The sequence below is a fragment of the Pantoea sp. SGAir0418 genome (assembly GCF_043529865.1).
Window position 1 is genome coordinate 1,131,128 of the sequence record NZ_CP027911.1, and the last position, 12,287, is coordinate 1,143,414.

12 protein-coding genes are annotated in these 12,287 nt (G+C 58.9%); 9 read left to right on the forward strand and 3 right to left on the reverse strand.

Translation table 11 applies throughout. The features are described 5' to 3' along the window. Window positions 1-8 precede the first annotated feature (8 nt). On the forward strand, window positions 9-1,145 hold the full coding sequence (locus C1N84_RS05080) for a 3-phenylpropionate MFS transporter (RefSeq protein WP_166719563.1): 1,137 nt from the start codon (window positions 9-11) through the stop codon (window positions 1,143-1,145). Here the strand turns inward: C1N84_RS05080 and csiE are convergent. Beyond that, window positions 1,142-2,410: a stationary phase inducible protein CsiE gene (csiE, locus tag C1N84_RS05085; RefSeq protein ID WP_058770857.1), complete on the reverse strand. Its 1,269-nt coding sequence runs from the start codon at window positions 2,408-2,410 to the stop codon at window positions 1,142-1,144. The genes C1N84_RS05080 and csiE overlap by 4 nt on opposite strands. 158 nt (window positions 2,411-2,568) lie before the next feature. Between csiE and C1N84_RS05090 the strand changes: the two genes are divergently transcribed. The 3 genes from C1N84_RS05090 to C1N84_RS05100 all read left to right on the forward strand — a co-directional run bounded on the left by C1N84_RS05090 (window position 2,569) and on the right by C1N84_RS05100 (window position 5,377). After that, window positions 2,569-3,195 carry a DUF1007 family protein gene (locus C1N84_RS05090; protein WP_058758288.1) on the forward strand — a complete coding sequence of 209 codons (627 nt, stop codon included), beginning with the start codon at window positions 2,569-2,571 and terminating at the stop codon, window positions 3,193-3,195. After that, on the forward strand, window positions 3,186-4,163 hold the full coding sequence (locus tag C1N84_RS05095) for a nickel/cobalt transporter (RefSeq protein WP_264442198.1): 978 nt from the start codon (window positions 3,186-3,188) through the stop codon (window positions 4,161-4,163). The genes C1N84_RS05090 and C1N84_RS05095 overlap by 10 nt, the downstream gene beginning before the upstream one ends. 200 nt (window positions 4,164-4,363) lie before the next feature. Next, entirely contained in the window at window positions 4,364-5,377 is a 1,014-nt protein-coding gene (locus C1N84_RS05100) for a hypothetical protein (protein ID WP_058758290.1), read from the forward strand. A 47-nt stretch (window positions 5,378-5,424) separates the two neighbouring features. Here the strand turns inward: C1N84_RS05100 and suhB are convergent, their stop codons facing one another. Further along, entirely contained in the window at window positions 5,425-6,228 is an 804-nt protein-coding gene (suhB, locus tag C1N84_RS05105) for an inositol-1-monophosphatase (RefSeq protein ID WP_058758291.1), read from the reverse strand. A 122-nt stretch (window positions 6,229-6,350) separates the two neighbouring features. Between suhB and trmJ the strand changes: the two genes are divergently transcribed. The 5 genes from trmJ to sseB all read left to right on the forward strand — a co-directional run bounded on the left by trmJ (window position 6,351) and on the right by sseB (window position 11,150). Then, entirely contained in the window at window positions 6,351-7,094 is a 744-nt protein-coding gene (gene trmJ / locus C1N84_RS05110; protein WP_059009996.1) for a tRNA (cytosine(32)/uridine(32)-2'-O)-methyltransferase TrmJ, read from the forward strand. Window positions 7,095-7,229: 135 nt separating this feature from the next. Next, a complete protein-coding gene (iscR, locus tag C1N84_RS05115; RefSeq protein ID WP_031279392.1) occupies window positions 7,230-7,727 on the forward strand; it encodes a Fe-S cluster assembly transcriptional regulator IscR in 498 nt (165 codons plus the stop codon). A gap of 89 nt (window positions 7,728-7,816) precedes the next feature. After that, on the forward strand, window positions 7,817-8,986 hold the full coding sequence (locus C1N84_RS05120) for an IscS subfamily cysteine desulfurase (RefSeq protein ID WP_125309198.1): 1,170 nt from the start codon (window positions 7,817-7,819) through the stop codon (window positions 8,984-8,986). 57 nt (window positions 8,987-9,043) lie between these two features. Then, complete coding sequence (gene pepB / locus C1N84_RS05125) at window positions 9,044-10,330, forward strand: aminopeptidase PepB (protein WP_264442206.1); 1,287 nt, start codon at window positions 9,044-9,046, stop codon at window positions 10,328-10,330. Window positions 10,331-10,382: 52 nt separating this feature from the next. Beyond that, a complete protein-coding gene (sseB, locus tag C1N84_RS05130; protein WP_058758294.1) occupies window positions 10,383-11,150 on the forward strand; it encodes an enhanced serine sensitivity protein SseB in 768 nt (255 codons plus the stop codon). A 194-nt stretch (window positions 11,151-11,344) separates the two neighbouring features. On the opposite strand, the gene sseA is transcribed toward sseB, so the two are convergent. Continuing rightward, window positions 11,345-12,184: a 3-mercaptopyruvate sulfurtransferase gene (gene sseA, locus C1N84_RS05135; RefSeq protein ID WP_021506552.1), complete on the reverse strand. Its 840-nt coding sequence runs from the start codon at window positions 12,182-12,184 to the stop codon at window positions 11,345-11,347. Between the last annotated feature and the right edge of the window lie 103 nt (window positions 12,185-12,287).

Consider the following 12,287-nt stretch of genomic DNA (forward strand, 5'->3'; position numbering starts at 1 on the left):
GAGGAAACATGACCATCGGATCGGCCAGGTGGCTGGGACTGAGCTACTTCACCTACTTTTTCTGCTATGGCATCTATCTGCCGTTCTGGAGCGTGTGGCTGAAAGGCAACGGGCTGGATGCGGAAAAAATTGGCCTGCTGCTCGGCTGTGGCATGGTGGCGCGCTTTGCCGGCAGCCTGTTGATTGCTTCGCAGGTGAAAAATCCAGCGCAGCTGATTGTTGCGCTGCGCCTGCTGGCGCTGGTGACCTGTCTGTTCGCGCTCGGTTTCTGGCTGGGCGGTCAGTGGCTATGGCTGCTGCTGGTGATGATTGGTTTTAACCTGTTCTTCTCGCCGCTGGTGCCGCTAAGTGATGCGCTGGCGGCCACCTGGACACAGCAAATCGGGCTGGCCTATGGTCCGGTACGGCTGTGGGGCTCGCTGGCGTTTGTTATCAGCTCGGCGCTTACCGGTATGCTGGTCAGCGCCTGGTCATCGCAGGTGATTCTGCTACTGCTAAGCGCAGGCGCGCTGGCGATGCTGTCCGGCATGCTGCTGCCGCCACAAACCCGACCGCAGGGTGAGCTACGCCAGGGCGCGAGCGGGGGCTGGGCGGCGTGGCGCGACCTGCTGCGCGAGAACAGCGTCTGGCGTTTCATGCTGTGCGTAACGCTGATGCAGGGCGCACACGCCGCGTATTACAGCTTCAGCGCCATCTGGTGGCAGGAAGCAGGGTATTCGGCCTCGGTGGTCGGTTATCTGTGGTCGCTGGGCGTGGTGGCCGAAATCGTGATTTTTGCCCTGAGTAACCGGCTGTTTCGCCGCTGGAGCGCGCGCGATCTGCTGCTGCTGTCCGGCGTGTGCGCGCTGGTGCGCTGGACGCTGCTGGGTGCCAGCACAGCGCTACCGCTGTTGATTGTGGCGCAGATTCTGCACTGCGGCAGCTTTACCGTCTGCCATCTGGCGGCGATGCGCTTTATTGCCGCGCGCAAAGGCGCAGAAGTGATTCGTCTGCAGTCGCTCTATTCGGCGCTGGCAATGGGCGGCGGCATCGCGGTGATGACGATGGTGTGCGGCGTGCTGTTTACTCACCTGCACGGCCAGCTGTTCTGGGTCATGGCGCTGGTGGCGCTACCGGCGCTGTTCCTGCGGCCACGCGCGGCTTAAGACTCCAGCAGCTGACGAATGCGCTGCTGCTGGTGATCGCTCAGTGGCAGCTCAGCGTGGATCAGCGGCGGCGAGTAGAGCGGCAGGGCAGTGGCGTAGGGCGTCACCACCAGTGCCACATCGCGCGGTGCGCCTTCACGCTGAAAGTGCAGCATATCCTGATAGGTAATATTGATTGGCAGCAGCATCATTTCCCGCAGCTGCTGCTCCAGCAGCTGTTCCAGTGCCGCGTCAGCGCCGGTCAGTAACAGCACCTGTTTCTCCTGTAGCGCGCTCTCCTGCATCAGCCAGCCACCAAACTGCACCGCCACCAGGCTCACTTCTTCCGCGCTAAACTGCGTGCCGAAATCGCTGCTGAAGTGCTGCAGCGCGCGCGCCGTGGTGCGCAGCAGGCGCGGATAGAGACGCGCCACGTCCAGCGCCACGCTGTTATCAATGCCGATGGCAAAGTGGCTGCGATCCAGCGCCTGCGCCAGGTGAGTATAGAGCTGCAGCTTCAGCTGCTGCTGATTTTTGATGCGCGTCTGCGCCAGTTGCTCAAAGCGGGCGATCAGGGCTTCCACCGCGGCCATCAGCTTGTGTGCCTGACTATCTGCCAGCTGGCTGCCGTCTGGCGCGTGAATCAGGCTGAACAGCAGCGTCCAGAAATCGGTTTCGCTGACGTCCGGTGCCAGATGGCAACGTTTCTGCCAGTGATGGATCACGTCATCCGCTGCGCTACGTTCAATCTTCGCCGCCAGCCAGGCGCGCTGGCGCTCGCTGAACAGCGCCGTCTGACGCTGACACAGCGCATATTTCATGAAGATTTGCAGAAACAGCCGGTCGCGCGGCGTGAAATCGCGCGCCAGCCGCAGGCTGCAATGCTGGATCAGCGCCTGCAGATTGGTTTCATCCCACAGCGCTTTCTCAATTTTCAGCACCTTCAGCCGCTGGCGCAGTGCCGGCGCAAAATGGGTGCAGACGAAATCCTGCGACAGGCGCAGCGCGCGGCGCAGCCAGTGCAGCAGGCACAGACGCCGGTCCAGTTCCGTGCCATGAATGCGAAAGCTGCCATCCACCATCTGGTGTAATTCCAGCTGGTGAAAGCGCTGTATCTCATCTCCGACATCCGCGATATCCTGTCGGGCGACAACAGGGTCCACGCCATTCAACTGGCAGAGCTTTTCAAGCGTTAACGCGGGAGCAGGCAGAAACAGCAGCAACAGCAGATGGCAACGACGCTGGGCGCGGCTGAAGAGGGGAGCAGTAGAATGCGCTGAACTCATCAATCGTGTTATCCGCAGGTCATTTTTCAGCTAAGAATAGCCAACTCCACGCGCTGCCCCTGGCCTTTGTCATGACTTTTGTTCAGAGCTTCAGGGCGGGTCACAGTTTTTTCTGGCCCGGTATCCTTCTGACTTTAAAATTTGTTACTTTATAACATATGAAAATTGCGCTCGTTAGCTTTACGCTGTTGTTCAGCGGCGCCGTGTGGGCGCATCCACACAGCTTTATTGATATGCAGACCGAACTGATCGGTAAGGACGATCATCTCAGCGCGATGAAGATGGTATGGACCATGGACGAGATCACCTCCGCCGATCTGCTGTACGATGCCGGCAACGCCAAACCCGGCGAGGTGGTGTGGAAAAAGCTGGCGGCGCAGGTAATGGCCAATGTGCTGGGCCAGCACTATTTTACCGAAGTGTGGCAGGATAAAAATCGGGTGAAATTTCTCAACCTGCCGCAGGAGTATCAGCTGTCGCGCAAGGGCAACAAAGCAGTGCTGGAGTTCATTGTGCCGTTCGGCGAACCGCAGTCGTTAAGCGCCAGGCAGTACCGCATCCAGACCTTCGATCCCAGTTACTTTGTTGATATGTATTATGACAATCCGCAAGCCATCACCATGGATGAGACAGTGAAAGCCCATTGCCAGTTTGACTTACACACGCCCAAACCGGATGACTCGCTAAAACAGTACGCGCTGTCGCTGGATAAAGCTGACGCACCGCCCGAGGATATGGATCTCGGCCAGCAGTTTGCTCAGACGGTAACCCTGACATGTCGTTGATTTCACTGCCTGGCGCTTCCCGTCGCTGGTGGCCGCTGTGGCTGCTGGCTGCGCTGCTGATTACCGCGGGCGCTTTGCTGTGGCTGCACTGGCCGCAGATTCTGCTGCAAAGCGTACTGTGGCAAAAGGTTCTGCACCGTGAGATGACGCAGCTCCTGCAACAGGTGGCGCAGCAGCCGCAGCAGGCCGGTGTCACGCTGATGCTGTTCAGCCTTGCCTATGGCGTGCTGCATGCGCTGGGGCCGGGCCACGGCAAAGTGGTGATCAGCACCTTTCTCGCCACCCATCCGGCGCAGCTGAAAACCAGCATGAAGCTGACGCTGCTGGCGGCGCTGTTGCAGGGCGCGGTGGCGATTGCTCTGGTGACGCTGATGCTGGTGGTGCTGCAAACCTCGTCGCGCCAGCTGCATCTCACCAGTTACTGGCTGGAGAAAGGCAGCTATTTGCTGGTGATGGCGCTCGGCGTCTGGGTGGGCTGGCGCGCGCTGCAGGGGTTACGCCGCGCGTTCCGTCCGGCGACCGGGCTACAGATTCGCGCGGTACGGCCGCATCATCAGCACCATGCTGACTGCGGCTGCGGTCATGCCCACCTGCCGAGCGCGCAACAGCTGGCCGGTGCGGTGAGCGGCAAAACCCAGGCGCTGGTGGTGCTGTCGATGGGGCTGCGGCCCTGTTCCGGTGCCATCATGATGCTGTTGTTTGCCAAAGTGATTGGCGTGTATGGCTGGGGCGTGGCCTCGGCGCTGACCATGGCGCTGGGCACCGCGCTCACCGTGTCGCTGCTGGGTTTGCTGGTGCAGCGCTCGCGCGTGCTGGCGGTGCGCCTCGGCAGGGTCAGCAGCAGAGGGGCAGCGGAATGGTTGTTGCCGGCCGTGATGCTGGCTGGCAGCCTGCTGTTGCTGCTGGCCGGCTTTATTTTATGGCACAGTGCTACGCCCGGCTTCGGTGGCGGTCTGCGTCCTTTTTAATTAATACGCTTTAAAAAATAAGCGCAGCATGTTCACTGAATATGCTGCGTTTTTTTCTGCCCGTTACGCATAGTTAAATTTCTGTTGCCTGGCGATCTGGTGAAAAGAGTTTTCTCTGTCTACGCTAGATAATATCAAAAAGACAGGGTGTGCTCTTATATGCGTTACTCTTTATCGTCAATGTTTGCGAGGAAATAAATATGCCTGAAACCTGGACTAATAATGGCAGCACGGAAACGGTGGTGGAAACGCATGGCGGTTTACCGTTGAAACGCATTTCCTGGAGTGCCGTATTTGCAGGGGTGATTGCGGCATTAATCATTCATATTTTACTGGGGCTGCTGGGAACCGCGATCGGCGCCACGACCATCGATCCCCAGCAGGAACAAAATCCGCTGGAACATCTGGGGACCGGGGCGCTGATTTGGACCGGGGCCAGCATGCTGATTGCGCTAGCGGTCGGTAGCTACGTTGCCGGACGGCTGGCTCAGCGCGAAGGTGCGCTGCACGGTCTGCTGATGTTTGGTGTCAGTACCCTGATTACGCTTTGGCTGGCGATTTCACTTGCCAGCGGTATTATCGGCGGCGCCTTTAATATTTTAGGCTCCGGTTTTAATGCCCTGGGGAACGGTATTTCTGCCGTAGCGCCATCGGTGACCAATATGGCGAAAGAGAAACTGCAGGAAAATAATATCAACCTGGATGATTTGCAAAATGAATTGCAAACCACGCTGCGTCAGACCGGCAAACCGGAACTGCAGCCGGAAAATTTACAGCAGGATGTAAATAGCGAAGCGAATAATGCGCAAAACCAGGCGAAACAGACGGCACAGAATCCACAGAATGCCGACAATGATATTGCCAATTGGATCCGTGGTGTACTGAGTCGTCATGCCGATACGCTGCAGGCTGCAGACCGTGATGCGCTGAAAAACATTATTAAAGCGCGGACCGGAAAAAGCGATCAGGAAGCGGAGCAGATCGTTAATCAGACTGAGCAGAGCTATCAACAGGCGATGCAGAAATATCAGCAGCTGAAGCAGGAAGCGGAGCAGAAAGCGCGGGAAGCCGCAGAGAAAGCCGCGGCGGCAACGGCGAAAGCCAGTTGGTTTGCCTTCTTCATGATGCTGATCGAGGCGGTGCTGGCGGCGGTCCTCGGCGGTGTCGGTCGGCGTACCCAGCCGCGCACCGTGTTAACCCACGAGCGTCGCTAACAAAGTCGGTAATAAAAAAGGCGGCTGATTTAGCCGCCTTTTTTTGCTTAGCGCTTCAGCGCTTCGCTCAGTTCTTCGCGCATGCTGGCCAGCATCGCCTTCACCACACGCGGGTTACCGGCCACCAGGTTGCCAGACAGCATATAGCCGTGGTTACCAGTGAAATCGGTCACCAGACCGCCCGCTTCACGCACCAGCAGTTCACCGGCAGCGAAATCCCATGGCTTCAGGCCAATCTCAAAGAAACCGTCAACGCGACCTGCGGCCACATAGGCCAAATCCAGCGCAGCAGAGCCGGTACGGCGGAAATCAGCGCACTGGGTAAACAGTTTTGCCACGATGTTGATGAACGGCGTGGCGTGCTGCTTCAGCTTGAACGGGAAGCCGGTAGCCAGAATGGTGCCGTCGAGGTCACGCGCCGTGCTGCCGCGCAGGCGATAGCCGTTAAGCTGCGCGCCCTGACCGCGTACAGCGGTAAACAGTTCGTTACGCATTGGATCGTAAACCACCGCCACTTCGGTGCGACCTTTGATGCGCACGGCGATAGAAACAGCAAAGTGGGGCAGACGTTTGATGAAGTTGGTGGTGCCATCCAGTGGATCGATTACCCATTGAACATCCTGATCGTCGCCCGCCAGCTCACCGCTTTCTTCGGTGATGATGGTGTGTTGCGGGTAGGACTTGCGAATCACTTCGACAATCAGACGTTCTGCGTCGCGGTCAACATTGGTAACGAAGTCGTTGCTGCCTTTCTGGCTGGCTTCGACGGCGTCCGGGGTTTCATAATTCTTGGCAATTAAATTTCCGGCCTTGCGCGCTGCGCGCACGGCGATGTTGAGCATCGGATGCATCGGTATCTCTCACTGGATGTTAAAGAACGGGGTGAAAACGGCGCGGAGTATATCAGGGTGTTCAGCAAATGTCCTGCTTTTATGTTAGGATGCGCGCCATCATTTCCTTATCGCTATCTATTATGCTGCAAAATATCCGAATCGTACTGGTAGAAACCTCGCACACCGGCAACATGGGTTCCGTTGCCCGCGCCATGAAAACCATGGGCTTAAGCAACCTGTATCTGGTCAATCCGCTGGTGAAACCGGACTCGCAGGCCATTTCACTGGCTGCCGGTGCCAGCGATGTGATCGGTGAGGCGAAGATCGTCGAAACGCTGGATGAGGCGATTGCCGGCTGTAGCCTGGTGGTGGGTACCAGCGCACGTTCGCGCTCGCTGCCATGGCCGATGCTTGACTCGCGTGAATGCGGCATCAAAAGCGTGGAAGAGGGCCAGCAGGCGCCGGTGGCGCTGGTGTTTGGTCGCGAGCGCGTGGGCCTGACCAACGAAGAGCTGCAGAAGTGCCACTATCATGTCGCCATTCAGGCCAACCCGGAGTACAGCTCGCTCAACCTGGCGATGGCGGTGCAGATTATCGCCTATGAAGTGCGTATGGCGTGGCTGGACGCGCAGGAGAAAGCCAGTCCGCAGCCGCAGTATGAAGCCTCACCGTATCCGCTGGTTGACGATCTGGAGCGCTTCTATCAGCACATCGAGCAGATGATGCTGAACAGCGGTTTTATCCGCCAGGGCACACCGAGCCAGGTGATGAGCAAACTGCGTCGCCTCTATACCCGTGCGCGTCCGGAGCGCGACGAACTCAACATTCTGCGCGGCATGCTGTCGTCGTTTGAAAAACCCAAAAATGACAAGGGTAATAGTTGAGTAAAACACCAGGTTAAATAGTTGAGCGAAATACTCGGTTAAATAGTTGACCAAAATACTCGGGAATGTCAGACTGGCCTCCATTCTTCAGATAACCCGCCGACTCGCTGGCGGACGCTTACGAGGTTGTATGCTATGAGACTGACATCCAAAGGACGTTATGCCGTAACCGCTATGCTGGACGTTGCCCTGCACTCGCACGAGGGCCCGGTACCGCTGGCCGATATTTCAGAGCGTCAGGGCATTTCGCTCTCCTATCTGGAGCAGTTATTCTCGCGTCTGCGTAAGCACGGGCTGGTGGCCAGCGTGCGGGGTCCGGGTGGCGGTTATCTGTTAGGCAAAGACGCCGGCGCGATTGCGGTCGGCGCGGTGATCACCGCGGTGGACGAATCCGTTGACGCCACCAAATGCCAGGGTAAAGAGGGTTGCCAGGGCGGCGAGCGCTGCCTGACCCACGTTCTGTGGCGCGACCTGAGCGAGCGCATCAGTGATTTCCTCAACAACATCACGCTGGCGGAACTGGTGAATAACCAGGAGATCCTCGACGTGGCCGATCGCCAGAACAGCGTTGATAACCGTCGCTTCCAGCAGCATCGCGTGCAGGAAACCATCAACGTCAATCTGCGCGCCTGATCCTCTATCGTTCAGCCTCTGCTGTTAACCCAGGAGAGGCTGAATCGTGCTATAAAGACGTATGATTTTTTATACGGAGTTTTAGCGCAATGAAATTACCGATCTACCTGGATTACGCAGCGACAACGCCTGCGGATCCGCGTGTCGCCAGCAAAATGATGCAGTTCCTCACTTTGGATGGCACCTTCGGTAACCCCGCTTCCCGTTCCCACCGTTTTGGCTGGCAGGCTGAAGAGGCCGTTGACGTGGCGCGCAACCAGGTTGCCGAACTGATCAACGCCGATCCACGCGAAATCGTGTTTACCTCCGGTGCCACCGAAGCCGATAACCTGGCGCTCAAAGGCGCGGCGCAGCAGCATCAGGCGCGCGGTAAACACATCATCACCAGTCAGACCGAACACAAAGCGGTGCTCGACAGCTGTGCCCAGCTGGCGCGCGAAGGCTTTGACGTCACCTTTCTGCAGCCCGGCGCGGACGGCATCGTCACGCCTGCGATGCTGGAGGCGGCACTGCGCGACGACACCGTGCTGGTGTCGCTGATGCACGTCAATAATGAAACCGGCGTGATTCAGGACATCGCCGCGCTGGGCGCGCTGTGTCACGCGCGCGGCATCCTGTTCCACGTGGACGCCACGCAAAGCGTGGGCAAACTGCCGCTCGACGTCAGCGCGCTGCCGGTGGATTTGATGTCGTTCTCAGCGCACAAGCTGTACGGGCCGAAAGGCATCGGCGCGCTGTGGGTGCGGCGTAAACCAAAACTGCAGATCGACGCGCAGATGCACGGCGGTGGTCACGAGCGCGGCATGCGTTCGGGGACCTTGCCGGTGCATCAGATTGTCGGCATGGGCGAAGCCTATCGCATCGCGCGCGAAGAGATGGCGGACGAGAGTGCGCGTCTGGCTACGCTGCGCCTCCGGCTGTGGCAGGGCATCAGCACGCTAAGCGACGTACAGCTCAACGGTTCACTCGAACAGGGCGCGCCGAACATCCTCAATATCAGTTTTGCCCACGTCGATGGCGAATCGCTGATCATGGCGCTGAAAGATCTGGCGCTGTCGTCGGGATCCGCCTGTACTTCTGCCAGCCTTGAACCTTCCTACGTTCTGCGCGCCATGGGCGTGGATCAGCAGCTGGCTTACAGCTCGCTGCGCTTTTCGCTGGGTCGCTTTACCACGCAGGAAGAGATCGATTATGCCATCGGGGTGGTACATAAGGCGGTAACGCGCTTACGGGCGCTGACGCCGGCCACTTCCCGCTAAATTTTCGCCCTGCGCCGGTCAGTGCGCAGGGATAACAAACGCAAACGGAGCCACGCGATGACAACACAACCCATGACGATTACGCTCAGCTCCCAGGCCGCCGACGCGCGCTGGGGCGAGAAAGCCTTGCTGAGCAGCAATGAAAGTGGCATGACCGTTCACCTGACCGGTGCCGATGCGCTGATGAGCATTCAACGTGCCGGACGCAAGCTGGACGGTCAGGGCATCCGCCACGTCGCGCTGAGCGGCGAAGGCTGGGATCTGGAGAAATGCTGGGCGTTCTGGCAGGGTTTCCGCAGCCCGAAAGGCCAGCGTCAGGTCGAATGGCCGACGCTGAGTGAGGCCGATCAGGCCGAATTCGATCGTCGCCTGAAGATCGTTGACTGGGTGCGCGACACCATCAACCTGCCTGCGGAAGATCTGAGCCCGGAGCAGCTGGCGCACAGCGCCATCGATCTGATCAGCGAAGTAGGCGCTGACGCGGTGAGCTATCGCATCATCAAAGGTGAGGATCTGCGTGAGCAGGGCTATGCCGGAATTCATACCGTAGGCCGCGGCTCGACGCGCCCGCCAGTGCTGCTGACGCTGGACTTCAACCCCGGCGGCGACGACAGCGCACCGGTGTACGCCTGCCTGGTGGGCAAAGGCATCACCTTTGATACCGGTGGTTATAGCCTGAAGCAGAGCGCATTTATGGATTCGATGAAATCCGATATGGGCGGCGCGGCAACGGTAACCGGTGCGCTGGCGCTGGCGATTGCGCGCGGCCTGGATAAACGCGTGAAGCTGTTCCTGTGCTGCGCCGATAACATGGTGAGCGGCAACGCGTTCCGCCTTGGCGACATCATCCGCTATCGCAACGGGAAATCCGTTGAAGTGATGAACACCGATGCCGAAGGGCGTCTGGTACTGGCCGATGGACTGATCGACGCCAGCGAACAGCGTCCGCAGCTGCTGATTGATGCGGCCACGCTGACCGGTGCCGCGAAAACCGCGCTGGGCAACGATTACCATGCGCTGTTTACCTTTGACGACGTGCTGGCGGAGTCGCTGCTGGGCAGTGCCACCAGCGAGAACGAAGCCTTCTGGCGTCTGCCGCTGGCCGAGTTCCACCGCAACCATCTGCCGTCCAACTTTGCCGATCTGAATAACATCGCCAGCGCAGCCCACGCGGCGGGTGCCAGCAGCGCGGCAGCGTTTCTCTCGTGGTTCGTCAGCAACTATCAGCAGGGCTGGCTGCACATTGACTGCTCCGCGACCTATCGCAAAAGCGCGGTGGATCAGTGGTCCGCCGGTGCGACAGGCCTTGGCGTGCGGACCATTGCCAATCTGTTACTGAAATAATCCCGACAACGGCAGGCTGCAACCTGCCGTCTTTTTTGGAAGCCTATCCCTTATGAGTAACCGTCTTGAAGAGGTGCTGAAGCTGGCGGCCACCGAGCCTGCGCACCGTCCGGAATTTTTTCAGCTATTGCTGGAGGCCGATGTCTGGGTGCCGGGCGAAAGTCCCGCGGAGCAGTTTGATGCCACCTCGCCGGTAGAATTACAGCACTGGGAGAAAGAGGGCGGCGGCAGCGTGATCCCTTTCTTTACCTCAGAAGCAGCGATGAGCGAAGCCATCCAGGGTGAGCAGCCGTACCTGCGTTTACCGACGCGCACGCTGTTTGAAATGACGCTGGGCGAAACGCTGTTCCTCAATCCGAAACTGCCGGCCGGCAAAGAGTTTTCACCCGGCGAGATCGCGCATCTGCTGGGCGAAGAGGGCAGTGCGCTGAGCCAGCAAACGGTGCTGGAGGGCGGTCATGCATTGCTGCTGTCCGAAGTGGCCGAGCCGCCAGCGCAGATGATCGATTCGCTGACCCAGCTGTTTGCGAAATACAAACAGGTGCGTCGCGCCTACGTTGCCAGCATTCGTGAGCGTGCCGATGAACAGGCGAATCTGTTGATTGGGATTGAAGCCGACAGCGATATTGATGCGATTATTCAGGCGGCCGGCAGCGTGGCGACTGATACGCTGCCCGATGACGCGCCAATTGATATCTGTGAAGTGGTCAGTAATGAGCAGGGTGTCAGCCATTTCTTCACCGCGCACATTACGCCGTTTTATGAGCGCCGCTGGGGCAGTTTCCTGCGCGATTTCAAAGGCAGCCAGCGGATTATTTAGTGCCGGTGCGCATCAGTGCGCCGGTAAATCGCACGGATTTCACCCAGGTGCGCATAAATGCGCACCCTACACGTAGGGTCGCCGTTTACGGCGACCGGATAAATGTGTGTAACATCCGACAACGCGCACCTTACGGCGACCGGATAAATGTGCACAACATCCGACAACGCGCACCTTACGGCGACCGGATACACTTATTTCTCAATCGGTAAATCGTCGCGGCTGCCCCATTCTCCCCACGAACCGTCGTACAGCGTCACGTCACGCACGCCCAGCGCGGTCAGCGCCAGAATCACCACCACCGCCGTCACACCGGAGCCGCAGCTGGCGACAATCGGCTGATCCAGCTTAATCCCTGCCTTTGCAAACAGATCGCGCAGTTCGGCGGCCGGTTTCAGCTCACCGTTGGCCACCAGATCGTTCCACGGCATATTCAGACTGTGCGGGATATGGCCGCGCAGCAGGCCGGGACGCGGCTCATCCACTTCGGCATTGAAACGGTTGGCCGCGCGCGCATCGACAATCTGCGCGCCGCCCTCGTGGCTGATCAGCAGGACATCGGTCAGGCGCTTTACCTGGCTGCTGTCGTACTGCGCGTCAAACTCGCCTTCAGGCAGATTTACCGGACCGGTAGCCAGGCTGAAGCCAGCGGCTTTCCAGCCCTGCAGGCCGCCCGCCAGAATCGACACCTGTTCACAGCCAAAGGCGCGCAGCATCCACCAGGCACGCGGCGCGGAGAACAGATTACCTTCGTCGTACACCACCAGATGCTTATCCTGGCTGATGCCCAGCTCGCGCATCGCCACGGCAAAGGTCTCTGCGCGCGGCATCATATGCGGATACGGACTGGTGTGATCGGACAGCGCTTCGATGTTGAAAAAAGGCGCATCCGGCAGATGCCCGGCCAGATACTCCGCCGTGATATCGCGCACCGCTTCCTGACCTGGCGGCAGCATGCGGGCATCCAGCACCTGCAAACGCTCTTCGTGGTAATGTTCATTCAACCAATCAGCGGACACAAACATGGCTGTCATAGCAACCTCTTCTCCATCAGCGGCAAAGGCCCAGTGTCCGGGAATGTGAAGGCTATCTCAAGGGTAACATTGCTAAAGTTGGCGGCTTGATGTGAAATTGCGC